Annotated in this window: 26 protein-coding genes and 1 pseudogene; 10 read left to right on the top strand and 17 right to left on the bottom strand. The window is 63.4% G+C overall.

Annotated elements, in window-relative coordinates; translation table 11 throughout:
* Positions 1-8 precede the first annotated feature (8 nt).
* Positions 9-794, bottom strand: coding sequence for an ABC transporter ATP-binding protein (locus ACP8ML_RS07980; RefSeq protein WP_036979508.1), 786 nt, complete (start codon positions 792-794; stop codon positions 9-11).
* Between the two features lie 113 nt (positions 795-907).
* Here ACP8ML_RS07980 and ACP8ML_RS07985 point away from each other — a divergent pair, with 113 nt between their 5' ends.
* A complete protein-coding gene (locus ACP8ML_RS07985; RefSeq protein ID WP_069102703.1) occupies positions 908-1,648 on the top strand; it encodes a hypothetical protein in 741 nt (246 codons plus the stop codon).
* Here ACP8ML_RS07985 and fabI read toward each other — a convergent pair whose 3' ends face one another.
* Both fabI and ACP8ML_RS07995 read right to left on the bottom strand, forming a co-directional pair.
* Entirely contained in the window at positions 1,649-2,422 is a 774-nt protein-coding gene (gene fabI, locus ACP8ML_RS07990; protein ID WP_016665763.1) for an enoyl-ACP reductase FabI, read from the bottom strand. It lies immediately after the preceding gene.
* Between the two features lie 41 nt (positions 2,423-2,463).
* Positions 2,464-3,183 (bottom strand): beta-ketoacyl-ACP reductase, encoded by a 720-nt coding sequence (locus ACP8ML_RS07995; RefSeq protein ID WP_016665764.1) that lies wholly within the window; start codon positions 3,181-3,183, stop codon positions 2,464-2,466.
* Positions 3,184-3,318: 135 nt separating this feature from the next.
* Here ACP8ML_RS07995 and ACP8ML_RS08000 point away from each other — a divergent pair, with 135 nt between their 5' ends.
* From ACP8ML_RS08000 to ACP8ML_RS08010, 3 genes are all read left to right on the top strand, one after another.
* Positions 3,319-3,606, top strand: coding sequence for a DUF3099 domain-containing protein (locus tag ACP8ML_RS08000; RefSeq protein WP_306453171.1), 288 nt, complete (start codon positions 3,319-3,321; stop codon positions 3,604-3,606).
* Between the two features lie 71 nt (positions 3,607-3,677).
* Positions 3,678-4,508, top strand: coding sequence for an SURF1 family cytochrome oxidase biogenesis protein (locus ACP8ML_RS08005; protein WP_117188563.1), 831 nt, complete (start codon positions 3,678-3,680; stop codon positions 4,506-4,508).
* Entirely contained in the window at positions 4,505-5,326 is an 822-nt protein-coding gene (locus ACP8ML_RS08010) for a methyltransferase domain-containing protein (protein WP_346723500.1), read from the top strand. Before ACP8ML_RS08005 ends, ACP8ML_RS08010 begins: the two co-directional genes overlap by 4 nt.
* Before the next feature lie 19 nt (positions 5,327-5,345).
* Here the strand turns inward: ACP8ML_RS08010 and ACP8ML_RS08015 are convergent, their stop codons facing one another.
* The 3 genes from ACP8ML_RS08015 to ACP8ML_RS08025 form a co-directional block, all read right to left on the bottom strand.
* Complete coding sequence (locus tag ACP8ML_RS08015; RefSeq protein WP_016665769.1) at positions 5,346-5,849, bottom strand: helix-turn-helix domain-containing protein; 504 nt, start codon at positions 5,847-5,849, stop codon at positions 5,346-5,348.
* Positions 5,850-5,917: 68 nt separating this feature from the next.
* Positions 5,918-7,516: an ABC-F family ATP-binding cassette domain-containing protein gene (locus ACP8ML_RS08020; protein ID WP_016665770.1), complete on the bottom strand. Its 1,599-nt coding sequence runs from the start codon at positions 7,514-7,516 to the stop codon at positions 5,918-5,920.
* Positions 7,517-7,570: 54 nt separating this feature from the next.
* Positions 7,571-8,068, bottom strand: coding sequence for a GNAT family N-acetyltransferase (locus ACP8ML_RS08025; RefSeq protein ID WP_171048534.1), 498 nt, complete (start codon positions 8,066-8,068; stop codon positions 7,571-7,573).
* Between the two features lie 18 nt (positions 8,069-8,086).
* On the opposite strand from ACP8ML_RS08025, the gene ACP8ML_RS08030 reads away from it, so the two are divergent.
* The 3 genes from ACP8ML_RS08030 to ACP8ML_RS08040 all read left to right on the top strand — a co-directional run bounded on the left by ACP8ML_RS08030 (position 8,087) and on the right by ACP8ML_RS08040 (position 11,499).
* The gene (locus tag ACP8ML_RS08030) at positions 8,087-8,446 is read left to right on the top strand and encodes a hypothetical protein (protein ID WP_036975351.1); all 360 of its coding nucleotides are present in this window, start codon (positions 8,087-8,089) and stop codon (positions 8,444-8,446) included.
* An 11-nt stretch (positions 8,447-8,457) separates the two neighbouring features.
* Positions 8,458-9,330, top strand: coding sequence for a KPN_02809 family neutral zinc metallopeptidase (gene ypfJ, locus ACP8ML_RS08035; RefSeq protein WP_117188567.1), 873 nt, complete (start codon positions 8,458-8,460; stop codon positions 9,328-9,330).
* Positions 9,331-9,486: 156 nt separating this feature from the next.
* Entirely contained in the window at positions 9,487-11,499 is a 2,013-nt protein-coding gene (locus ACP8ML_RS08040) for an oxidoreductase (RefSeq protein WP_171048535.1), read from the top strand.
* A 76-nt stretch (positions 11,500-11,575) separates the two neighbouring features.
* Here the strand turns inward: ACP8ML_RS08040 and ACP8ML_RS08045 are convergent, their stop codons facing one another.
* The 8 genes from ACP8ML_RS08045 to ACP8ML_RS08080 form a co-directional block, all read right to left on the bottom strand.
* Positions 11,576-11,932, bottom strand: coding sequence for a metal-sulfur cluster assembly factor (locus tag ACP8ML_RS08045; protein WP_004808735.1), 357 nt, complete (start codon positions 11,930-11,932; stop codon positions 11,576-11,578).
* Positions 11,932-12,423, bottom strand: a complete 492-nt coding sequence (gene sufU / locus ACP8ML_RS08050) for a Fe-S cluster assembly sulfur transfer protein SufU (RefSeq protein WP_117188569.1) — start codon at positions 12,421-12,423, stop codon at positions 11,932-11,934. The genes ACP8ML_RS08045 and sufU overlap by 1 nt, the downstream gene beginning before the upstream one ends.
* Positions 12,420-13,661, bottom strand: coding sequence for an aminotransferase class V-fold PLP-dependent enzyme (locus tag ACP8ML_RS08055; RefSeq protein WP_065673451.1), 1,242 nt, complete (start codon positions 13,659-13,661; stop codon positions 12,420-12,422). Before ACP8ML_RS08055 ends, sufU begins: the two co-directional genes overlap by 4 nt.
* A gap of 2 nt (positions 13,662-13,663) precedes the next feature.
* On the bottom strand, positions 13,664-14,431 hold the full coding sequence (gene sufC, locus ACP8ML_RS08060; protein WP_004808738.1) for a Fe-S cluster assembly ATPase SufC: 768 nt from the start codon (positions 14,429-14,431) through the stop codon (positions 13,664-13,666).
* A 6-nt stretch (positions 14,432-14,437) separates the two neighbouring features.
* Positions 14,438-14,761: a non-heme iron oxygenase ferredoxin subunit gene (locus ACP8ML_RS08065; protein ID WP_015582400.1), complete on the bottom strand. Its 324-nt coding sequence runs from the start codon at positions 14,759-14,761 to the stop codon at positions 14,438-14,440.
* Positions 14,761-15,861, bottom strand: a complete 1,101-nt coding sequence (sufD, locus tag ACP8ML_RS08070; protein ID WP_117188709.1) for a Fe-S cluster assembly protein SufD — start codon at positions 15,859-15,861, stop codon at positions 14,761-14,763. The genes ACP8ML_RS08065 and sufD overlap by 1 nt, the downstream gene beginning before the upstream one ends.
* Positions 15,862-16,021: 160 nt before the next feature.
* Positions 16,022-17,470 (bottom strand): Fe-S cluster assembly protein SufB, encoded by a 1,449-nt coding sequence (sufB, locus tag ACP8ML_RS08075; RefSeq protein WP_015582398.1) that lies wholly within the window; start codon positions 17,468-17,470, stop codon positions 16,022-16,024.
* The gene (locus ACP8ML_RS08080) at positions 17,467-18,231 is read right to left on the bottom strand and encodes a helix-turn-helix transcriptional regulator (RefSeq protein WP_117188571.1); all 765 of its coding nucleotides are present in this window, start codon (positions 18,229-18,231) and stop codon (positions 17,467-17,469) included. Before ACP8ML_RS08080 ends, sufB begins: the two co-directional genes overlap by 4 nt.
* A 1,136-nt stretch (positions 18,232-19,367) precedes the next feature.
* Between ACP8ML_RS08080 and ACP8ML_RS08085 the strand changes: the two genes are divergently transcribed.
* Positions 19,368-19,550 (top strand): hypothetical protein, encoded by a 183-nt coding sequence (locus ACP8ML_RS08085; RefSeq protein ID WP_065673449.1) that lies wholly within the window; start codon positions 19,368-19,370, stop codon positions 19,548-19,550.
* Here the strand turns inward: ACP8ML_RS08085 and ACP8ML_RS08090 are convergent.
* Positions 19,496-19,624 (bottom strand): annotated as a pseudogene (locus ACP8ML_RS08090) (transcriptional regulator); the annotation flags it as partial. The gene ACP8ML_RS08085 and the pseudogene ACP8ML_RS08090 overlap by 55 nt on opposite strands.
* Positions 19,621-19,803, bottom strand: coding sequence for a hypothetical protein (locus tag ACP8ML_RS08095; RefSeq protein WP_216362421.1), 183 nt, complete (start codon positions 19,801-19,803; stop codon positions 19,621-19,623). The pseudogene ACP8ML_RS08090 and the gene ACP8ML_RS08095, both read right to left, overlap by 4 nt.
* A gap of 440 nt (positions 19,804-20,243) precedes the next feature.
* Here ACP8ML_RS08095 and ACP8ML_RS08100 point away from each other — a divergent pair, with 440 nt between their 5' ends.
* Positions 20,244-20,435, top strand: coding sequence for a hypothetical protein (locus tag ACP8ML_RS08100; RefSeq protein ID WP_138774602.1), 192 nt, complete (start codon positions 20,244-20,246; stop codon positions 20,433-20,435).
* 308 nt (positions 20,436-20,743) lie between these two features.
* Here the strand turns inward: ACP8ML_RS08100 and ACP8ML_RS08105 are convergent, their stop codons facing one another.
* Positions 20,744-21,046, bottom strand: coding sequence for a hypothetical protein (locus ACP8ML_RS08105; protein WP_416241598.1), 303 nt, complete (start codon positions 21,044-21,046; stop codon positions 20,744-20,746).
* On the opposite strand from ACP8ML_RS08105, the gene ACP8ML_RS08110 reads away from it, so the two are divergent.
* Positions 21,030-22,136: a sugar ABC transporter substrate-binding protein gene (locus ACP8ML_RS08110; protein ID WP_486702908.1), complete on the top strand. Its 1,107-nt coding sequence runs from the start codon at positions 21,030-21,032 to the stop codon at positions 22,134-22,136. The genes ACP8ML_RS08105 and ACP8ML_RS08110 overlap by 17 nt on opposite strands.
* Positions 22,137-22,203 lie beyond the last annotated feature (67 nt).

Consider the following 22,203-nt stretch of genomic DNA (forward strand, 5'->3'; position numbering starts at 1 on the left):
GTCAGATATCAGTGCGCGGCGCGAGCGTTCCATCGGCCATCAACATGGCTGACGGTCAGCGGCATTCCGAAGGCACCCGAGAGAACCTCGGAGGTCAGGGTCGTCTCAACTGGCCCAGCAGCCACGATGCGGCCGTCAGCCATGATCAGGGCATGGGTGACGCCAGCCGGGATCTCCTCCAGGTGATGGGTGACGAGCACTGAGGCAGGAGCATCAGGATCGGTGAAGACGGACGAGAGCACGTCAACCAACTGCTCACGACCGGCGAGATCGAGGCCCGCCGCGGGCTCGTCCAGGAGCAGCAGCTCAGGATCAGTCATGAGTGCTCGGGCAATTTCGACCCGCTTGCGCTCCCCCTCGCTGAGGGTGCCCCAGGTGCGATCAACCATGCCGACCAGACCCATACGCTCCAGCAACTCATCGGCGCGGGTGACATCCTGCTCGTCATAGGCTTCACGCCAGCGTCCGACGACAGCCCAGGCAGCCGAGACGACGATGTTCCCGACCTTCTCCTGGGCCGGGATGCGGTGTGCCAGGGCCGAGGAGGCCATGCCGATACGTGGGCGCAGCTCAAAGACATCGACGGCTCCGAGGATCTCATCGAGGATTTCGACCAATCCCTCAGTGGGGTGAAGCTCAGCTCCCAAGACCTGCAGAAGGGTCGTCTTTCCCGCCCCATTGGGGCCAACCATCACCCAACGCTGGCCTTCTTCGACGTCGAGGTCGACATTGTCGAGGATCCATCGCTCCCCGCGTCGGACTCCCACGCCTGCCAACTGCGCCACTGCACTCATGCGTATGAACTTACCTTGTGTCGGCGACATTCACTGGCTGGCGCGACGAGGTTGGCGTGGTGTCGCCGCGAACTGTGGCCTTCGATGTCATCTCAGGCGTCTAATCTGGGCAGGTGCTCGAGATCTGCTGCCGTCTCACCTGTCTGCTCAACGAACTGTGTGCCGGTCGCACGACCGCTCCCCATGCCGAGGCGGAGCTGTTGGAGATGGTGGCGGCCCACCACGTTCATGATCCTGAGGAAGTCCTCGGCCTGTCCGAGCACGATCCGCTGTCCTCGGTCCCGATACGGATGGCCCTGGCCCGGATCTCCCACGCCCCCCACGACTCCCCGGTGTTCTGGGGCCTCCTACTGCCCGCCCCCGGCCAGCTCGCCGGTCTGCGCGGTCCAGCTCGGGTCAACCACGCGGCTCTCGACGCCGGGGCTGTCATCATCTGTCATCAAGGCTCGGCTGCCGTGCCCGCCGGTACGGCGTGGATCCCCCAGCCTGTCGGTTCTGCCATGCAGTGGACTATCGCCCGAGCAGTAGCTCCGCTGCCCCCGTTAACTCCCGCCGATGCGGCTCCCCTGCTTCGTTCGGCGATGACGGCCACGGCATCCCGGCTCAGTGATCTGGGCATGGTCGCCGGGGAACGCCCTGAGGCCATTGCCCCTCATCTGACCGGTCACCGCCCCTCCGACCAAAGGCTCCTCGACTCGGCGTGGACCGTGTTGACCGCCTGTGACGCCGGACTCGCCTCTGCCCACCAGCTGATCACGGCCCACAGCGCACACACGCGGGAGGCGGCGCTGCGCCAGTTGCGCAACGCCGCCTCCCAAGCGATCACAGCAGCCACCTCGTGGCCGCTGACCTGATCAGGCTCCGGTCGAACCCATGCCTCCGTCGACGTGGATCATCTCGCCGGTGGTGGCGGGGAACCAGTCGGACAGCAGGGCAACGATCCCCTTGGCGGCAGGAGTGGTGTCCTTGGTGTCCCAGCCGAGCGGGGCACGCTCTCCCCACAGGTCGTTGAAGGCGTCGGCGCCGGGAATGGCTGTCTTGGCCATGGTGTCCAACGGGCCGGCCGAGACGAGGTTGCAGCGAACTCCCTTGGGACCCATGTAGCGGGCCAGATAACGGTTGGCCGACTCCAGCCCAGCCTTGGCAACTCCCATCCAGTCGTAGAAGGGCCAGGAAACGGTGGCGTCGAAGGTCAGACCGACGACGGAGGCATGCTCGGCGAGCATCCCGTCGAGGGCGGTGATGAGGGAGACGTAGGAGTAGGTGGAGGTGTGCACCGCCACCGAGACGTCCTCCCACTCGGTCTCGAGGAACTTGCCGCCCAGGGCCGTCTTCGGGTTGGCGAAGGCGATGGCGTGGACGACGCCGTCGAGCTTCTCCACCCCGAGGCCGCGCAGTTGCTGGGGCAGGGCGGCAAGCTGGTCGTCGTCGGTGACGTCAAGCTCCAGCACCTCCGGCACCGGATCGAGCTTGCGCACTGCGCGACGGGTGACCCCGACCGCCCGAGGCAGGTTGGAGACGATGACCCGTGCACCCTGCTCCTGGGCGATCTGAGCCACCTTGAACGCAATCGAGGTGTGCATCGTCACGCCGGTGACGAGGATGGTGCGTCCTTCAAGAAGCCCCATGGTGATGTCCTTCCAGTCGATGGGGATGGATGTACGTGGTGTCAGTGGCCCATGCCGAGCCCGCCGTCGACGGGGATCACGGCACCGGAGATGTACCCGGCGGGGTCGGAGACGAGGAACCGGACAGCGGCGACGACATCGTCAACCGTTCCCAACCGCTTGGCCGGGATGCGCTCCAGGTAGTCCTCGACGACCTTCTCGGGCAGTTCGTCAGTCATCTCGGTGGAGATGAAACCGGGAGCGACGAGGTTGCAGGTGATGCCACGGGAACCGAGCTCGCGGGTCACGGACCGGGCGATACCGACCATGCCGGCCTTCGACGCGGCATAGTTGACCTGGCCAGGCGAACCGAGCAGGCCGACCACCGAGGAGGTCAGGACGATGCGTCCGAACCGGGAGCGAGTCATCGCCCTGGCAGCGCGACGAATGACGCGGTAGGCACCCGTGAGGTTGGTGTCGAGAACGTCGGTGAAGTCCTCCTCCTTCATACGGGCGAGGAGTCCGTCCCGAGTGATGCCTGCGTTGGCGACGAGCACCTCGACCGGGCCGAACTCCTTCTCCACCTGGCTGAATGCTGCGTCGACGGAGTCTGCGTCGGTGACATCGCAGGCGACCGGCATCACCCCCTCAGGTGCGGTGGCCGAGCGACTCGTGGCAGCCACTCGGTATCCCTGTGCGTGCAGATCTGCGGCGATCGCAGCACCGATACCGCGCGATCCACCTGTGACGAGGGCAACGCGGCCCGAGGTGTCTGGACTCATGGAATGAACCTATCGCAGGCCACCACCAAGAGCTCGGACGGTTCGACCTGATTGGCGTCGCAGACTTAGGCTGGACGGGTGAGTGACGCTGCACGTGTTCGGTGGCACAGGGGGCACCATAACTCCCGGCACTCCATCACGTCCGCGAAGAGATCTGCCAGCGATGATCTGGAGATGCGTCAGCGTCGCTATCTGTGGTCAATGCTGGTGCGAACCTTGTGCTTCATCGGGCTCGTCATCACCCCCAGTCCCTGGCGGTGGACCTTCCTGCTGGGGGCTGCCGTCATCCCTGCCATCGCTGTCGTCCTCGGCAATGCGGCGGACCGACGCACCACTGACACCTTGCCCTCCCAGCACGCTGAGGAAAATCGCGGGGAGCTGAACCCGGCAGTGACGATCCATGGAGAGGTCGACGAGAACTGAATCCTGGGCATGGATCGGACGCCTGAGGCCTGCCAGCAGCCAACGTGGCAGGACCAACTAGGCTCGAGGACGTGAAGAAGCTGTGGGTTCGATGGGTGGCCCTGACCCTCCTGGTCATTGCGCTGGGCCTGGTCATGGTACGCCTCGGCGAATGGCAGCTGCACCGGCTGTCGGGCCGCCGCGAGGCCAATGAGATCATCCGTACCAACGAGAACAAGCGACCGGTCGAGTGGTCGACCCTCATGGGTGAGCACCCGGTGACCGCGCAGGAACAGTGGCGCCCGGCCACCATCACCGGCACCTTCGACACGGCTCACGAGCTTCAGGTGCGTTATCGCAGCAATGGCGATGATGAAGGGTCCGAGGTCGTCACCCCCATCGTCACCAAGGATGGTCAGCGCGTTCTCATCGATCGCGGCTTCCTCAAGCGATCCTCCGCCACCGGTGACAATCAGGCCTTGCCGCCAGCGCCTTCTGGAACCGTGACGATCACCGGGCGGGTCAAGGGCAATGAACACGGCAAGCCCACCGCCACCGACCCGGTACAGGGCAAGGTCAGGCTCATCAACTCCAACGCCATCGGCAAGACGCAGGGGATCACCTACGTCAACGGTTACATCACGGCCACCTCGATGGTCCCGGCCCAGAGGAGTCTGGTTCCCATGGAACTTCCAGAACTCGATGATGGCCCGCACCTGTCCTATGCCATCCAATGGTTCTGCTTCACCGCCATCGCGGTGATCGGTCTCTTCGTGCTCATCCGAGGTGATGTCAAGGATCGTCAGAAGCGCCGGGCCAAGGCCAACCGGATCTCGGCGCATACTGCGACCATCGACGACGAAGGCACCATCGCAGCGCCCCAGGAGTCCGGGACCACTGAGACGAGGACGGCCACCAAGTGACGCCGACCTTGTCCCTGGCCCTGCCGTGGCTGGTGTGCCCGACCTGTCAACGCCGTGGCCACGAAAGACCCCTGAACCTCAATGGGAGGTCCCTGCGCTGCGAGGAAGGCCATTGTCTCGACATCGCCAAACAGGGCCATGTGACGATGATGACCTCCCCGGCCGGAGCGAACGCTGACACCCCCGCGATGGTCACGTCACGTCAGCGGGTACTTGACGCCGGTCTCTTCCACGACCTCGACGGTCGTCTCACCGAGATCCTCGCCGACCGCGGGAGCATCGTCGAGGTCGGGGCTGGAACGGGACATCATCTGGCACAGGTCCTCGAAGGTCACGCAACTGCCTACGGTCTGGCCACCGATGTCTCATCAGCAGCCATTCGCAAGGCAGCGAGAACCCATCCTCGGATGGCAGCTGTCGTCGCCGACACCTGGGCCGGTCTACCGATCCGCACCGGGTGCATGGACGCCGTGTTGTGCGTTTTCGCGCCGCGCAACCGCGATGAGTTCAAGCGCATACTGCGTCCCGACGGCCTCCTCGTCGTCGTCACTCCCCTGCCCGAGCATCTGCACCAGTTGCGCGAGACAACCGGGATGATCGGTATTCAACCCCACAAGCATGACGAACTCGTGGCCGGTCTGGAATCACAGTTCGAAGCTGCCGGACATGAGGACATTAGCACCGTCGTCGGCCTCGACGGGCCGACGGCCTCAGACGTCGTCGCGATGGGGCCCAGCGCCCACCACGTCCAGGACGTTCATGTGGATGCGGTGGAAGTCACCTCAGCGGTGGAGATCACCACCCTGGTCCCGCGCTGATCACGGACGCGTACGACCCTCAGAACTGACGAGGCTCTGCTGCGTGTTCGACCTCGTCGAGGCGACGACGAGCCTTGCGCACCTTGCGGTCGGCCTTCTCAGCCTTGGCACGATGCTTGTTGAGGGTCGCCTTGGCCTCCTTGCGGCGGGACTTCCCGGCTCCCTTGCGACGCAACTTGCGCAATGCCTTCTCAGCCTTGCGTGCCTTGCGGTCGGCCTTCTCCGCACGGGCCACTGCGGTCTCGACGGCCAGCCGGAGGGCCTCGACGTCGGGCTGATCATCTGCCTGTTCCTGCTGCACGGTCTCACGCTCGGCCTTGGTCTCAGGCGACGCCGGGTCCGCACCACCACGAGGACGAAACTCCACCCCGGCTTCCCGCAAGAGCTTCTGCACCAGTCCGTAGGACCGTCCGGACTCGCGTGCCAACGACCGGATCGACGCACCTTGGTTGTACCGACCCGCCAATTCCTCGGCCATCGCCTGCCTGGCCTCACCAACCAGTCTGGGCGCACGTGTGACCATCAGCCCTCCTCGACAACGTCCTGTGCGCCATCATGCTACGGCATGTCATGGTCGTCAGGACTGCAATATCAGGCCAGACTGATGAGCTCGGCGTAGTCAGCGCTCCACATGTCCTCAGTGCCATCGGGCAACACGAGCACCCGATCAGGGTCGAGGGCATGGACGGCTCCCTCGTCGTGGGTGACGAGAATGATCGCCCCACCGAAGTGGCCGATGGCGTCGAGGACCTGCTCTCGGCTGGCTGGGTCAAGATTGTTGGTCGGCTCGTCGAGCAGCAGCACATTGGCCGAGGAGACGACGAGGGTGGCCAGGGCAAGACGGGTCTTCTCGCCGCCGGAGAGCACCCCGGCCGGTTTGTGGACGTCGTCGCCAGTGAAGAGGAAGGAGCCCAGCACCTTGCGCATCTCGGTCTCGTCGAGATCAGCTGCTGCGCTGGCCATGTTCTCCAGCACAGTGCGATCCATGTCCAGCAGGTCGTGCTCCTGAGCAAAATAGCCCAGTTTGAGGCCATGCCCGGCGATGACCTCGCCGGTGTCGGGGGTCTCCTTGCCTGCCAGGATCCGAAGCAGGGTTGTCTTTCCGGCACCGTTGAGCCCGAGGACGACGACCTGGGAACCCCGGTCAATGGCCAGGTCCACCCCGGTGAAGACCTCCAGGGAACCGTAGGTCTTGGTGAGGTTGCGGGCCGTCAGAGGCGTCTTGCCACAGGGGGCCGGGTCGGGGAAGCGGATGGCGGCCACCTTGTCGACAGCTCTCTCTCCCTCTACCCCGGCAAGCAGCTTCTCGGCGCGCCGGGCCATCTGCTGGGCGGCAACGGCCTTCGTCGCCTTGGCATGCAGCTTGTCAGCCTGGACCTGCAGGGCAGCAGCCTTGCGCTCGGCGTTGATCCTCTCCTTGTGACGACGCTTCTCGTCAGCAGCTCGCTGCTCCAGATAGAGCTTCCACCCCATGGAGTAGATGTCGAGGGTGGCGCGGTTGGCGTCGAGGTGGAAGACCTTGTTGACGGTGGCCTCCACCAGACCGGTGTCGTGGGAGATCATGAGGACCCCGCCCGAGTAGGACTGCAGAAAGCTGCGCAGCCAGACGATGGAGTCGGCGTCCAGGTGGTTGGTCGGCTCGTCCAGGAGGAGGGTGTCTGCCCCGGAGAACAGGATGCGCGCCAGCTCGACTCGACGACGCTGACCACCGGAAAGGTTCTTGAGTGGCTGGGACAGCACGCGATCGTCAAGTCCCAGGTTCGACGCGATCCGAGCAGCCTCGGCAGAGGCTCCGTAACCGCCAGCGGCGATGAGACGGTCCTCCGCCTTGGAGTACTTGTCCATCGCGACCGCCCGCTCCTCGTCGGAGCCGTTGGCCATCTGGTGCTCCAGGGTACGCATCCGTTCGAGCATGTGGTCCAGGCCACGGGCCGAGAGGATTCGTGCTCGGGCAATGGTCTCCATGTCAGGATCGCGGGGGTCCTGAGGCAGGTAGCCGAGTTCCCCGGTACGTCTCACCGAACCTGCGGCGGGTAGCCCCTCACCCGCCAGGATGCGGGTCAGGGTCGTCTTGCCGGCACCGTTTCGACCCACCAAACCGATCTTGTCCCCAGCGGTGACCTGGAAACTCACTGGGTTGAGCAGGAGCCTGGCTCCGACCCGCACCTCCACATCCTTGACCTGCAGCACCGGCCCATCTTCCCCCGTCCTGACGACTTGGACCAAATGGAGAGCCTGGATGAATCAGCGTCCCAAGGTCATGGGGACGTGATCGATACCTGCCTCGTCGAAGTGCGGCCCGGTGACGACGAAACCGAAATCGCCGTACCAGTTCTCCAGGTACGACTGAGCGTGCAAGGTGATCTCCTTGTCGATGGCGCGCGCAAGTTCACGGGCCAGATCCATCATGCGCCGGCCAATGTGGAGGCCGCGGTGGTTGTCGTCGACGACGACTCGTCCGATGACGATGTGGTCGTCGTCAAGGATGCGCAGGGTTCCAACCGGATGCCCGTCGACCGCGGCCCACACCAGGACCGTGGTGGGTTCGAGTTCTCGTCCGTCCAGGTCCGGCTCAGTGCACTGTTGCTCCCCGTTGAACACGGCGCTGCGCAACCACAGGCATTCGTAGAGGGTAGTGGCGTCCATCCGCGTGGCGTGATCGTGATGAAGGGTGACAATGCCTTTTCCAGGGTCTTTCCGGGCGACATTGGGTTCATTTCCCCGCGCGAAAGGAGACATCATGCCCCACATCTTGACAGAATGTCAGGCATGAGTACGCCACGCCGAGCAGCACCAGAGGATGACGACGACCTTGAAGACGTCGCCCGTTCATGGCGCCGATACCTGATTCTCGTCATCTGCGGTGTTGTCGTCGCCGTGCTTGGATTGGGGATTTTCGGATATCTCGCGTGGTGGTCCCTCTGCGACCAGGCCGCCGACGTGTGCCAGCGTGGTGAGCCCGTCACCTACTGGTGTTCGGTGGTTGCCCTGGGCGTTCTTGGCCTCATCATTGGCGTCCTGACGCAGATCTGGTTGGAGAAACGGTGGTGGCACCTGTTGGCCATCATCATTCCAGCCGCGCTGGTCATCGCTGGCGTCATCTGCTGGTTCGCCGTCTGAGACGGGGCGTCATGGATTTCAAGGACGACGCAGGTATTGATCCCGGTTCCATCGGCTCCCCCGGTGGCGGTGGCGGCGGTGGGCGTGTCGCCATCGGAGGAGGTGCCGGGGTCGTCGTCCTTCTCATTGCGGTTTTGCTGGGCGTCAATCCTGGCGATCTGCTCGGTCAGAACGATCAATCACAAACCGTCCCGGCCAACTCGACGACCGCGGTGTCACGCTGCCGTACCGGAGCCGACGTCAAGAGGGACCCCAACTGCCGCTGGGCGGCCTACGCCACCAGCATCAACCAGTACTGGGAAACCCAGATCGAGGGCTACGCCAAGGCCAAGACGACCCCATTCAGCCGTTCGGCGCGCACCGGGTGTGGTCACGCCGACGCCCAGACTGGGCCTTTCTACTGCCCGCCGGACAAGATGGTCTATCTCGACACGAACTTCCTCGGCACCCTGTTGCAGCAGCTTGGTACTCAGTCCTCCACCGCTGCCGAGGCCTACATCATGGCCCACGAATACGGTCATCACGCCCAGGACCTGCTGGGGACATTGTCCGAGGCTCACGCATCGGGTAACCAGACCGGCCCGAAGTCGGCGTCAGTACGCCTCGAATTGCAGGCCGACTGCTATGCCGGCACCTATCTCAAGTGGACCTCGGAGAACGAGGACGACATCATCGACAATGTCACCCGTGACGACCTGGCCAAGGTCGTCGAGGCTGCTCGAGCCGTCGGCGATGACCACATCCAGCGTCAGTACAGTGGCGGCGTGCAACCCGACAAGTGGACCCACGGCTCGTCGGGGATGCGAGTTCACTGGGCCCAGCGCGGCTTCGACACCGGCGACCCGGCCAAGTGCGACACCTTCTCCACCAATGACCTGGGGTGACGTGTGAGCCGTCGGCTCACACGACCTGACCCATAGCCCCCAACGCAGCGTCTGAACGGATTCAGCCACCGCGTTCGCGTCCAGCGAATACAATAGAGATGCACACGGCATCCAATTCAGTGCGTCATCGATGACGCCGGCCGAGGGGAGGTTGTTGTGAGCGAGATCCATCGAATTCTGTTCGAGCCGACGACCATCGGCTCCATCCACGTCAAGAACCGCTACGCCATGGGCCCGATGGGCCCACTGGGCATGTCCACCGCTGAGGGCGGCTGGAACCAACGAGGAATCGACTACTACGTCCGGCGAGCTGCCGGCGGTATCGGCCTCATCATCACCGGCGTCTGTCAGGTGACGAACCCGATCGAACACCTGCCCAGCGGCACGCTGCCCAATCCGACGCTGTCTCCTGCCTGCTTCCTGCGGACGTCACGGGAGATGACGGAACGGGTTCACGCCCATGACTCCCGCATCGTCCTGCAGGTCGGTGCCGGGTTCGGACGAGTCATCATGCCTGTCGTGCTGCGTCCCGGTGAGAAGCCGGCAGCCCCGTCTGAAATCCCCTACATGTGGAATCCGAGGGTTACCTGCCGCGAGATCACCAAGGACGAGATCCACCAGATCGTCGCCCAGTTCCGGATCGCCGCGAAGGTTGCCGATGAAGCTGGCTTCGACGGGATCCAGGTGCATGCCTGCCATGAGGGCTACCTCATTGACCAGTTCGCCATCGAGAGGTTCAACCACCGCACCGACGAATACGGCGGATCGCTGGAGAACCGCCTGCGGTTCCCGCGCGAGATCGTCGAGACCATCCACGAGGCGGTCGGGGACGACTTCCCGGTCCAGATCCGCTTCTCGCCGAAGTCCATGATGAAGGACTGGAACGTCGGTGCCCTTCCCGACGAGGAGTTCGAGGAAGTCGGTCGTGACATGCCTGAGGGCATCGAGGCCGCTCGCCTGCTGCACTCCTATGGATACGAAGCCCTCGACATCGACGTCGGCTGTTACGACGCCTGGTTCTGGAACCATCCGCCGATGTACCAGGCGAAGGGGCTCTACCTGCCCTATGCCTCCGAGCTCAAGGAGGCTCTGCCGGACATCCCGCTCATCGTCGCAGGACGGATGGACGATCCTGACCTTGCCGCCAATGCGGTCTCCGACGGGATCGTCGACATGGTGTCCTTGGCCCGACCAACCCTGGCTGACCCGGACATCGTCATCAAGTTGCAGACCGACCATTCGGAACGGGTACGTCCCTGCATCTCCTGCCAGGAGGGCTGCATCGGTCGTATCGGCAAGTACACCGTGCTGAACTGCTCGGTGAACCCGGAGACCGGACGCGAGGCCGACACCCATCTGCATCCGGTGTTGCCGCACCGCGCCAAGAGGGTGCTCATCATCGGTGCTGGTCTGGCGGGCATGGAGGCAGCGCGAGTCCTCAGCGAACGCGGACACGAGGCCGTCATCGTCGAGGCCAGCGACCACATCGGCGGTGTCGTACTCGCTGGTGGCCAACCCTCCTTCAAGGAGGACGACCTGGCCCTGCTCGACTGGTACCGAACGACCCTGGAGGAGCTGGGTGTGGAGATCCGTCTCAACACCCCGGCAACCGCCGACCTCATCGCGTCCTTCGGGGCCGATCACATCATCCTGGCCACCGGGTCAACGCCACGTCGACTCGATCTGGGTGATGACACCACGGTCGTCGACGCCACCGACGCCCTGCTCCATCGTGACTCACTGGGCAAGAGGATCGTCATCATCGGCGGCGGCCTGACGGGTTGCGAGCTGGCTCTGGCGATGCGGGAAGCCGAGGCCGAAGTGACGATCGTCGAGGCCGAACCCGACATTCTCACCCGAAATGCCCCGCTGTGCGCTGCCAATGAGGACATGCTGCGTCGCCTGGTTCCCTTCCATGGGATCGAGGTGATGGCTAATGCCAAGGCCCTGCACACCACGCCGAAGGGGCTCATGGTCGAGGTCAACGGCCACGAGAAGGAACTGCCCGCCGACTCGGTCGTCGCCGCCATCGGCTATCTGCCTGAGCAGGACCTGCGTGGCGCCGTCGAGGCGACCGGATTGCCGTTCAACATCATCGGGGACGCCCGCAAGCCCGCCAACATCATGTACGCGATCTGGGACGCCTACGAGGTGGCCTCCAGTATTTGAGTGTGCCCAGGGAGGGGCTGGGTCTTCCCCGGCCCCTCCCGTCAGTCCCTGCGGGCACAGGGGCGTGACGACAGACTCAGACGTTGAAGCCAATCGCCTGGAGCTGCGCCCGGCCATCATCGGTGATGCGCTCCAGACCCCACGGCGGCAGCCACACCCAGTTGATCGTCGCGGACTTGACGATCCCCTCCAGCACCGTCTGGGTGTCATACTCCAGCCGATCCGTCAGCGGGCAGGTGGGGCTGGTCAGCGTCATGTCGATGGTGACATTGCCCTCGTCGTCGATGTTGACCCCGTAGACGAGGCCGAGGTCAACGACGTTGACCATGAGTTCGGGGTCGATGACGTCCTTCATCGCCTCGATGACGTCGTCGACGGTCGGCATGGCCGTCAGCGTCACTTCCTGGGCGGGCACGGCGTTGTCATCGCTCATCAGCCCTCCTCCTTCGTCTCGTTCTTCTCAGCGATCGCATCGGCAGTGGCCGGAGCCTTCTCGGTCGCCTTGAGCAGACTGTCCTCCAGTGCTGACCAGCCGAGCATCGCGCACTTGACTCGCGCCATGAGCTTGGCGACTCCCTCGAAGGCAATGGCGTCCTCGTAGGTGTCCTCGTCGAGCTCGATGGTGCCGCGAGAGCGCATCATCTCCTGGAAGCCGCGGTAGAGCTCCTGGGCCTCGTCGATGGTCTTGCCGATGATGAGATCGGTCATGACCGAGGTCGACGCCTGGGAGATGGAGCACCCCACCGCGTCATAGGACACGTCGGAGATGACGTCGCCATCCAGGTGAACCCGCAGCAGCAACTCGTCGCCACAAGACGGGTTGACCTGGGTCACCTCGGCGTCGTAGTCCTCGCGCAGACCACTGTGGTGCTTCTCCCGGTAGTGATCCAGGATGATCTGCTGATACATCTCCTCGACGTTCATGCGACACCTCCGGCAAAGAAGCTCCGAGCGTACTCGACGGACTCGACGAGCCGATCCACCTCGTCCGTGGTGGAGTACAGGTATGACGACGCACGAAGGGACGACTGTATTCCCAGCCGTTCGTGCAACGGCCTGGCACAGTGGTGGCCACCGCGCACTGCGACCCCGTGACCATCCATGAGGCTCATGGCGTCGTGCGGATGTACTCCCTCGATGGTGAAGGACACCGTGCCGGTACGGGCGGTGGCGTCGATCGGTCCGAGGATGTGCACCCCCTTGACGGTCTGCAGACCCTCGAGCATCCGGGCCGCGAGCTCGTGCTCGTGCTCGGCAATGGCCTCCATCCCGATGCCATCCAGATAGTCAGCGGCCACGCCGAGGGCGGCGAGCTGAGCGATCGGCGGGGTGCCTGCCTCGAAGCGATGCGGGGGCTCGGCGTAGGTCGATCCCTCCATGCGCACGACCTCGATCATCTCGCCACCGCCGAGGAAGGGCGGGAGCTCGGCGAGCAGGTCGTAGCGCCCCCAGAGAATGCCAATACCGGTCGGGCCGCACATCTTGTGGCCGGTGAAAGCCACCAGGTCAGCTCCCAGGGCCGACACATCAACAGGCATCTGTGGGACGGCCTGGGATGCGTCGACCACCATGACGGCACCGACGGCATGGGCCTGCTCGGCGATCATCCCGATCGGGTTGATCGTGCCGAGCACGTTGGAGGCCAGGGTCAGGGAGACGACCTTGGTGTGCTCGTTGATGAGGCCCTCCGCCTCGGCCTTCTCGAGGTCGAGACGGCCCTCATCGGTGATGTCGAACCACCGCAGGGTGGCTCCGGTGCGCTGACACACGAGCTGCCATGGCACCAGGTTGGAGTGATGCTCCATCACCGAGATGACGACCTCGTCACCGGGTCCGAGACGCTCACCCAAGGTGTGGGCACACAGGTTGAGAGCCTCCGAGGCGTTCGACAGGGCCACTACTTCCTCGGGACGAGACGCCCCGAGGAACCGCGCGGTGCGTTCACGCCCGCCCTCGTATGCCTGGGTGGACTCCAACCCGAGCTGGTGCATGGCCCGAGCAACGTTGGCGTTGTGTCGGGCGTAGTGCTCGCTCAGGGCGTCGATGACGACCTGCGGTTTCTGGGAGGTGTTGGCCGAGTCAAGGTACGTCAGCGGGTACTCCCCCACCCTGGTGGACAGGATGGGGAAATCCTTCCTGATCTTCTCGACGTCGTAGCTCATGATCAAGAGTTGGCCTTGACAGCGGACACGTACTTCTCGTAGCCCTCAGCCTCGAGCTCCTCACCCAGCTCCGGACCACCGGTGGCGGCCACCCGGCCATCGACGTAGACGTGAACCTGGGTGGGCTTAACGTAACGCAGGATTCGGGTGTAGTGGGTGATGAGCATGAGCCCATGCTCAGGGTCGGTCATGTACCGGTTGACGGTGTTGGCGACGACCTTGAGGGCATCGATGTCCAGGCCGGAGTCGGTCTCGTCGAGGATCGCGAACCTCGGGTGGAGCAGCTCGAGCTGGGCCATCTCGGAACGCTTCTTCTCACCACCGGAAAATCCCTCGTTGACGGACCGCTCGGCGAAGTCGAGGTCGAGCTCCTGACGGGTCAGGGCCTCATTGACCTCCTTGACCCAGGTGCGCAGCTTCGGGGCCTGACCGTCGGTGGCGGTACGAGCGGTACGCAGGAAGTTAGCGACGGAGACACCGGGCACCTCGACCGGGTACTGCATCGACAGGAACAGACCGGCGCGGGCACGCTCATCGACGGTCATCGCCAGCAGGTCCTCACCGTCGAGGGTGACGGAACCACCGGTGACGGTGTACTTGGGGTGACCGGCCAGGGTGTAGGCCAGGGTCGACTTGCCGGAACCGTTGGGGCCCATGATGGCGTGGACCTCTCCGGAGTTAATGGTCAGGTCGACTCCCTTGAGGATCTGCTTGGGACCGGCCTCGGTCTCAACGTCGACGTGAAGGTCATTGATCTGCAGGGTTGCCATGGTGGTTCAGGACTCCTTGGTGATGGGGTTGGCGACGTCGACGAGGACGTCGTCGCCGTCGATGGTCACGGGATAGACGGGAAGCGGCTCGGTGGCCGGAAGGTTGCGGGGTTTGCCGGTGCGCAGATCGAAGATCGACCCGTGCATGTAGCACTCGAGGCCACAGTCCTCGACGTCACCGTCAGCCATCGGCACCTGAGCATGGGTGCAGATGGCTCCGATAGCGTGGACCTCACCCTCGGTGCGTACCAGGACGATCTCGGTGCCGTCGACCTCGAACTCCTGCGGGGAATCCTCCTCGAGGGCCGAGAAACTGGTGACGACCGGCATCAGTCCTCCTCCGCTGTGGTGGAGGGGCCGAGGTTCTCGACGAGCTCGGCCTCGATGCGGGCGACGAGCTCCTCGGAGATCTCTGGCACGCCGATCCTGCGGACGATGTCGGTGAAGAAGCCATGCACGACGAGACGACGGGCCTCGGCCTCCTCGACACCACGCGACTGCAGGTAGAACAGCTGCTCGGCGTCGAAGCGTCCGGTGGAGGCGGAGTGTCCGGCGCCACGGATGTTGCCGGTCTGGATCTCCAGGTTCGGCACGGCGTCGGCACGGCAGCCCTCGGTGAGGACGAGGTTCTTGTTGGACTCGTAGGTCTCGATGTCCTCGGCCACCGGACGGATCAGGACGTCACCGATCCACACCGAGTGCGCGTCCTTGCCCTGCAGACAACCACGGAAGTCCACGTGGGACTCGGTGCTGGGGGCATTGTGGTCGACGAACAGGCGGTGCTCGATGTGCTGGCCGGCATCGGCGAAGTAGGCACCGAGCTGGGTCAGGTTGCCACCGGGGCCGTCGTAGGAGGCGGTCTGGGAAATGCGCACGGCCTTGCCGCCGAAGCTGGCCTGGGCAGTGCGGACGGTGGCGTCACGACCGATCTCGAAGGAGATCTGGGCACCGTGAATGGCGGTGTCGTCCCACTCCTGGACGAAGAGGACGGTCACCTGGGCACCGTCACCGACGCGGAAGGTCCAGTTCTCACCGAGACGGGCCACACCACGGTGACGAACGATGACGGTGGCCTGGGCATGGTTGCCGATCTCGACGACCACGTTGTGGTGGCAGGAGATCTCGTCGTTGTGACCATTGACGGTGATCTCGACCGGAACCTTGAGCTCGGCCTCGGCCGGGATGACCAGACGATGATTGACGGCGTGCGGGTCGGCTGCGGCCAGAGCCGACAGACGGTCCTGCGGGGTCTCGGCCAGGTCATTCAGCTCGCTGGCAGCCAGGTCGGTGACGGTGATGCCCTCGGCCCCCCTGACGTCGACGTCGATGCCGTCGGCCTCCTGGCTCGACTCGAGAGCGAGCTCGGAGAGGATCGGGGTGAAGGTCTTGATCGGGGTGAACCGCCAGATCTCCTCACGCCCGGTGGGCATGGGATGATCGGCGACCTCCCACGACGGGGTGGGGTGCAGATGGGATTCGACGTCGTTCTCGATGGCGACGTTGTGGCCCTTTCTGGGCGCGGCGGCTGGTGCGCTCAACGCAGTTTCTCTCTTTCTGGGAAAAGTGGGGTTCGTCTGGGCGGGGGGCGGATCAGCCGACCGCACCCTCCATCTGCAGCTCGATGAGCCGGTTGAGTTCCAGGGCGTACTCCATCGGCAGCTCCTTGGCGATCGGCTCGATGAATCCGCGCACGATCATGGCCATGGCCTCCTCCTCGGTCAGACCACGCTGCATGAGGTAGAACAGCTGATCCTCGCTGACCTTGGAGACGGTGGCCTCGTGGGCCATGGACACCTCGTCGGTACGGATGTCGTTGTACGGGTAGGTGTCCGAGCGCGAGATATCGTCCACCAGCAGGGCGTCACAGCGCACTGCTGAGGAGGAGTGGTGAGCGTCCTTGCCGACGGCGACGAGGCCGCGATAGGCCGAGCGTCCACCGCCCTGGGAGATCGACTTGGAAACGATCGTCGACGAGGTGTACGGGGCGTTGTGGACCATCTTGGCGCCGGTGTCCTGGTGCTGTCCCTCGGCTGCGAAGGCGACCGACAGAGCCTCACCCTTGGCGTGCGGGCCCATGAGGTAGCAGGCGGGGTACTTCATGTTGGCCTTGGAACCGATGTTGCCGTCGATCCACTCCATCGTGCCGCCCTCCTCGACGTAGGCACGCTGGGTGACGAGGTTGTACACGTTGTTCGACCAGTTCTGGATGGTCGTGTAACGGCAACGGGCGTTCTTCTTGACGATGATCTCGACGACTGCCGCGTGCAGTGAGTCCGACTTGTAGATCGGGGCGGTGCAGCCCTCGACGTAGTGCACGTAGGCACCCTCGTCGACGATGATCAGGGTCCGCTCGAACTGGCCGAGGTTCTCGGTGTTCATGCGGAAGTAGGCCTGCAGCGGGATGGTGCAGTGGACGCCCTTCGGCACGTAAATGAAGGAGCCACCGGACCACACGGCGGAGTTCAGCGCGGAGAACTTGTTATCACCGAGCGGGACGGCGCTGGCGAAGTGCTCACGGAAGAGCTCGGGCTCCTCCCTGAGGGCGGTGTCGGTGTCGAGGAACAGCACTCCCTGCTTGCCGAGCTCCTCGTTGATCTTGTGGTAGACGACCTCGGACTCGTACTGGGCGGCCACACCGGCAACCAGACGATCCTTCTCGGCCTCCGGGATGCCCAGACGGTCGTAGGTGTTCTTGATGTCGGTCGGAAGGTCCTCCCAGGACTGGGCCTGACGCTCCTGGGCGCGCACGAAGTACTTGATCTGGTCGAAGTCGATCGTGCTGATGTCGACGCCCCAGGTCGGCATCGGCTTGCGCCCGAAGAGCTTGAGGGCCTTGAGACGCATGTCAAGCATCCACTGCGGCTCATGCTTCATGGCCGAGATGCCGCGCACGACATCCTCGGACAGTCCGCGCTGAGAAGCTGCTGCGTAGGCATCGGAGTCGTGCCAGCCGTATTTGTAGCCGCTGAGGGCAGCCAGGTGTTCGTCCTGGCTGGCGCCGGTGCCCGGGAGGCTTGTGGGGGTGTCAACCTGGGTCATGAGTGATCCTTTCGGATGGATGGACGCTTGGACGGCTCGGAGAGTGCCCGACGGGTGATCTCGACGTCGACGGGAATGTGGGTGGTGCACACCCCGTCACCGTGAGCGATCGTTGCCAACCGCTGGACGTGCGACCCGAGGAGTTCGGAGAACAACTGGGTCTCGACCTCACACAACTGCGGGAAGACCTTGGCCACCTCGGCAACCGGGCAGTTGTGCTGGCAGATCTGCTGCCCGGTGCCTGCCGGTTGGATGGTGGCCACGTATCCGTCTGCTGACAGGGCCTCGGCCAGTAACTGGGCCGGGACTTCGTCAGGACGTTCTTCCCGCAGGGTGCGGTACCGCGACTCAATGTCGTTGACTCGGGCCTTGGCCACCGCGTCAAGGGCCGACGGCCCGACAGCGTCAGCAAGTTGCCGAAGCGCCGAGATCGCCAGGTCGTCGTATGCGGTGTAGTAATCGGCCCGCCCATGATCGGTAAGGAAGAACACACGGGAGGGACGACCCCTGCCTCGTGCTCCAAAGACCTTCTTCTCGCGGGAATCGACGAGGCCCTCGTTGACGAGGGAACTGAGATGGCGGCGCACTGCCGCTGCTGTCAGGCCGAGACGATCGGCCAGCTCACTGGCCGTCGACGGGCCATTGTGCAGGATGGACGACATCACACGATCCCTCGTGGAGCTATCCGCGCCCCCCTGCTGGTGCTCGCCGACGACGTCGCGACCTGCGGCGGCCACCTCGGTGTCGGTCGAATTTTTCACAACTCCATTGTTACTTAAACCGACCCTGATGCAAGTTAGGCAACCCTATGCCGATGCCGACCCGCCGGTGGGCACCCCGGGCACCAAAAGGCGGGGCCAGGCCTGGACCACATGCGGCTCGGGTTCACTGATACGAAGCCGGACCATCTGCGCAACGCCAAGAGAATCACTTCTCGTCGGCATAGGTGCACTAGACCACTCGATGCTGGAAGACACGGCCATCGTCGAGGAAGAGGACCGTCACCTCGTTGGTGACCTCACAGTTGGATCCCTTGGAAAGCGGGACATCAGCCATGTTCGGGGCTTTTTCTCATCGAGTCGACGTCAGACTGGGCGAAGGACTCAAACTGCAGAACCTCGCCGTCATCCTCCCCCACCAATCACACAGCCCCATGCCTTGTGTCCTTTGAGGGAATCAACATTCGAGGTGGTGAGTTTCTCCGCCCGAGACATGACGCTGGTGTCCTGACATGCGGAGCGGACATCTGCAGACGAGGTCACCTTGATGCTCGGAGAAGGAGAGACCTCAAGAGTCGCCACACCCCGACAGGCCGACGAGACCAACCATCAGAACTGGCAGCATAGCTAGCTTTCTCACCACGTCACCGACTTCTTCCACGCTCGAAGGGTCCTTGACGTAAACCCTCAAGCCAGAATAATCACGACAAAACTCGCCCCCACCCCATACGTCACGATACCGATCGAAAACGCTCGCCAATTCATCACTGGCGTCATTGACTTCCCTGAAAGGAGAGCCATCAAAGGAATAATCCCCATCAGCAGACCGAGGACTCTCACAGATCGCACGGACCAGCTCCCCCTCTTCTGGTGACGCTTGGGACACCCCCGCCTGAAGTACACCACAGCAGAGAATCCCCACAAGAACCAAAGCCAATCATGAATTCTTGTTCATAACCATCATCATTCTCACCGTTGAACGAGGTAACAGCACTAGCAGACACAGGTGTCATCGATGACCAAAGGGCGTCGTTACCCTTTTCCCGAAATCAAATGCCGCAACACCAGAACACCCACTCCGTCAAGCCTGCGACGACACTCACATAAAGTCCCCGCGTAGCAAGGGTCCGTACCCCACACATTTTTCCCCGCGAAGTGAGTGTCGGCCACGATCGGGTGTGAGCACCAAGAAGTATGCCCGGGCCTACCAGGCCGCTTCGGAGAAGGACAAGGGCCGGATCTTGGATCAGGTCGTGGAGGTGACCAGCTGGAACCGTGACCATGCCAGACAGCAGTTGAAGGCCCGTGCCGTCGACGGGCCGTTGTGCAGGATGGACGACCTCACGCGATTCCTCGTGTAGCTGTCATCACTGGCCTGCTGGTGCCTGCCGACGACATCGCGACCCGCGACTGTCAGGTGGCTCTCGGTCGTCAGCTCAAGTTCTCCCCGCACTCCACGATCCGATGCCACCACACCTGTCCATCGTCAGTCAGTATGTACACCTTGCCTGGCGCGACATGGCAGTCCGCGTCAGTGGGAACGGGTGTGTCGCCCAGGATTCCGGACTTGCGGGTCTCACGCATATCGGCGTCACTGTAAGGGCCTTGAGGCACGACCCCCTCCGCTTGACCTGACGGTTTTACCCAGCACACCCAGGCCTTGTGTCCCTTGATGTGGGCAACATTGGATGTAGTCAGTTCTTGAGCGCGGTCAAGCTGACCTCGGTCTCGGCACATAGCCAGTGCCGCTGATGATGTCGTCGCGACAGGTGATGAGGCCGGACCGTCGGGCTTCGGGGTCGAGGTGCACGCCGTGGCCATCAGTACGATCACGACGATGGCACCCCACCATGCCGAGCTTCTCCTCACCATCGGACTGAGCTTTTCCACGCGCGAACTCCACTCAATTGCGTGGCGTAGTAGGTGCATCGTTTTTGTGTCCCCGGCTTCCACCACGAGTAACCTTTAACCAGGTCGGCATAGACCATCTTTCCAGATCCATTGTTATAATGGACGGGGCCGCCTGAATCTCCCCCCCTAATACCATTATAACCATGGGAATTCCATCTACCCTCTTGCTTTGCAAGCGTTATTTGATGGCCAGCCGTAACACCATCAAGCTTGATGCGACCAAAATTATCCTGCACGATATATCCGCAGATCTGCCCCGAAGTTCTACCCGAGCTGCACAGCTGACGGCCAATAGCGAGACCACCAAAATAGAGCCCAGCGCCAGAATGGCGTGATAACGAGGAATTCCCTGCGTTATACACGTTTGGCGAGTACGATTTTCCCGCAATCAATTTCCAGTCACCCTAGACATTCTAATTCCCAGAATACGCGGTAGTGTATTGATTTCCAACTGGCCTTTTCACCGGGGTGTAGGGAGTACCACGACGAAGCCCCGACTGGAGCCCATCGTGGCGACGAAGCGCCACGATGCAGACCAAGACCGCAACACTTTCATCAGGCGCGGTCCTCGTCGTCAGAACCCATTAGAACGCCGCCCGGGACTCGTAGCTGCTAGATAGTGATAAATCTCACCTCGCTTGGACTAGACAACCGTGTAACACTTTGCAACACTGACAGCACGCTGCAAACGACCGACAGCGATACGTCGGCCTGATGCACAACTACGTGCTCGACGATGAGCGTCGAGCTGCCTCGAAAGGTGTACCCACATGCCTGACATCACGCGTCGCTCAATGCTTTTTGGAGGTCTCGGTGTTGCTGCCGTCGGCGTCCTGTCCGCATGCGGCGGCAATGACTCCCCCTCGTCATCCACCTCGTCAGCATCCGGTGCTGCGTCCTCGGCCGCCGGAGCTGCCGGCTCAATCCTGGTGTGGACTGACTCCAACCGTGAACCCGTCCTTCGGAAGGTCGCCGAGCAGTTCAAGTCCGACACCGGGGTCACCGTCAAGCTGGCCGTCAAGGACTTCGCGAAGATCCCCGACGACTTCATCACCCAGGTCCCGACCGGTAAGGGCCCTGACGCCGCCATCGCTGCCCACGACGGCACCGGTCGCATGGTCGAGAACGGTGTCGTCGCCCCACTGGAGCTCGACGACACCTCCGCCTACCAGGGCGTCGCCATCCAGGCCTTCACCGTCAACGGCAAGATCTACGGCGTTCCTTATGCCACCGAGAACATTGCTCTGGTTCGCAACACCAAGCTCGTCACCGACGCCCCGAAGACCTTCGACGAGATGATCGAGATGGGCAGGAGGTCCGGCGCGAAGTACCCCTTCCTCGTGGGGCTTGACCCCAAGGAGTCCGATCCGTACCACCTGTACCCATTCCAGGCCTCCTTCGGCGCCCCGGTTTTCGAGTTCAAGGACAATGGCTTCGACGCCGCCAAGGTCGCCATGGGCGGTTCCAATGGCGAGAAGTTCGCCGCATGGCTGGCCGAGCAGGGGAAGGCCAAGAACCTCAACCTCAACATCTCCCAGGACATCTCCAAGGATCTGTTCGGCAAGGGCGAGGCTGCCTTCATCCTCACCGGACCGTGGAACCTCGACGGCTTCAAGAAGGCTGGCATCAGCTACGAGATCAGCGAAATCCCTTCTGCCGGTGGCCAGCCCGCCACCCCGTTCGTCGGCGTCCAGGGATTCTGGATGAGCACCAAGACCAAGAACGCCGTCGCCACCCAGAAGTTCCTCGTCGAGTACGTCGGCAACCCGGACGTTCAGGCCGAGCTGTTCAAGGTCGGCAATCGTCCACCGGCCAACAAGCAGGCCTTCGAGAAGGCCAAGGCGGACAAGGACGTCGCTGCATTCGGCGCCGTCGGCCAGAAGGCCGTCCCGATGCCGAACATCCCCGCCATGGGATCGGTGTGGGCTGACTGGGGCGTCGCCGAGGCTCAGATCATCAGCGGCAAGGTCTCCAACCCCAAGGCCACCTGGGACAAGGCCGTGACGTCCATCAACGACAAGATCAAGAAGGGCTGATCTCAGCCTCCAGGTGGGGGCGCACGATGTCGCGCGCCCCCACCTCCCGCAACGCCAGTGCCGGCGT

The sequence above is a fragment of the Cutibacterium sp. LaCa_255 genome (genome assembly GCF_057458005.1).